The sequence below is a fragment of the Mesorhizobium sp. P5_C1 genome (assembly GCF_054049815.1).
This window is the reverse complement of sequence record NZ_JBFULQ010001110.1, coordinates 1-997: the sequence shown is the minus strand read 5'-3', so window position 1 is coordinate 997 and position 997 is coordinate 1. Positions and strand designations below refer to the sequence as shown.

The 997-nt window shown below is 51.9% G+C and carries 1 protein-coding gene and 1 pseudogene; one reads left to right on the top strand and one right to left on the bottom strand.

Features of this window, described 5'->3' with window-relative positions:
• Positions 1-312 (top strand): annotated as a pseudogene (locus ACXJ7R_RS34235) (hypothetical protein); the annotation flags it as partial.
• A 94-nt stretch (positions 313-406) separates the two neighbouring features.
• Here the strand turns inward: ACXJ7R_RS34235 and ACXJ7R_RS34230 are convergent.
• On the bottom strand, positions 407-997 hold a 591-nt coding region (locus ACXJ7R_RS34230), incomplete at its 5' end, for an FkbM family methyltransferase (RefSeq protein WP_457155654.1).

Below are 997 nucleotides of genomic sequence, written 5' to 3'. Positions count from 1 at the left end.
GAAGAGCCCTCTCAAGTGTTCGCCATTCGGATATTCAACCGAGACCGTATTCCGGAATGGATGCAGCGCCGAACGTCGCCCATTGTAGTCGAAGGCTCGATTGATGGCGTGGACTGGAAGCTGATATTCAGCACTGAGCCCGGTCAAATCTTCGGCGGATATAGCGCTGGAATGCCATTGGTGTGGTCCTCTGACTTACCTGTGGAGGCACGCTACGTTCGGATTTCGATCCCTCGCAAAGAGTATCTCCATCTTTCCGAGGTGGAGATTTACGGTCTCCAACAGCCCACAATCCACGGGACAGGCGGATGATACGCGGGTTCCGCGCCCGGCAGATCAGTCAGCGGTCTGAAGTGGAACAAAAAATGCAATTCGGGCGGCGGTCGTTGCCATGCGACTCCCGCGGTCAAGTCCGTTCCTTGGGCACCAAGAAGTAGTTGTCATCCATAGGCAGGGATTCCTGGATCATATAGTGAAAAGCGCTGCACCAGGCCTCGAGCTCCTTGCGAGCCTGAGGCCAAACCTCGACCAGCAGATTTGGCCGCCGGAGCTCGATTGTATTCTTCAATCCCTTGAGCACTTCAAATTCAGCACCTTCGACGTCAATTTTAATGAATCCAATCGGCTTCTGATACAGAAGATCGTCGCCGGGAATGCATTTCACGTCCCCAAGGTCGTCGGGCAACATTTGAGCGCCACCAATATTTCCGATTGATGGATAATGTACGCGCATTGTCCCAGATTTTGACGACAGCGCCAAACCAAGATGGTCCTGATTGACTTTCGAACATCCGTTGAGTGACATATTTATCCTAAGTATGGCTATCGCAGCTGGATTGGGCTCGAACGCGATCACCTCGGATGGATTACAAAATTTTGAGAGGAAGATGCAGTGATTGCCAATATTGGCACCTATGTCGACGAATGTTTTTTCCGGTAGACATTGACGCCTGATGAGGTTGAGCGCCTCGCGGTCATAAAAATCTCCACGTAGCAG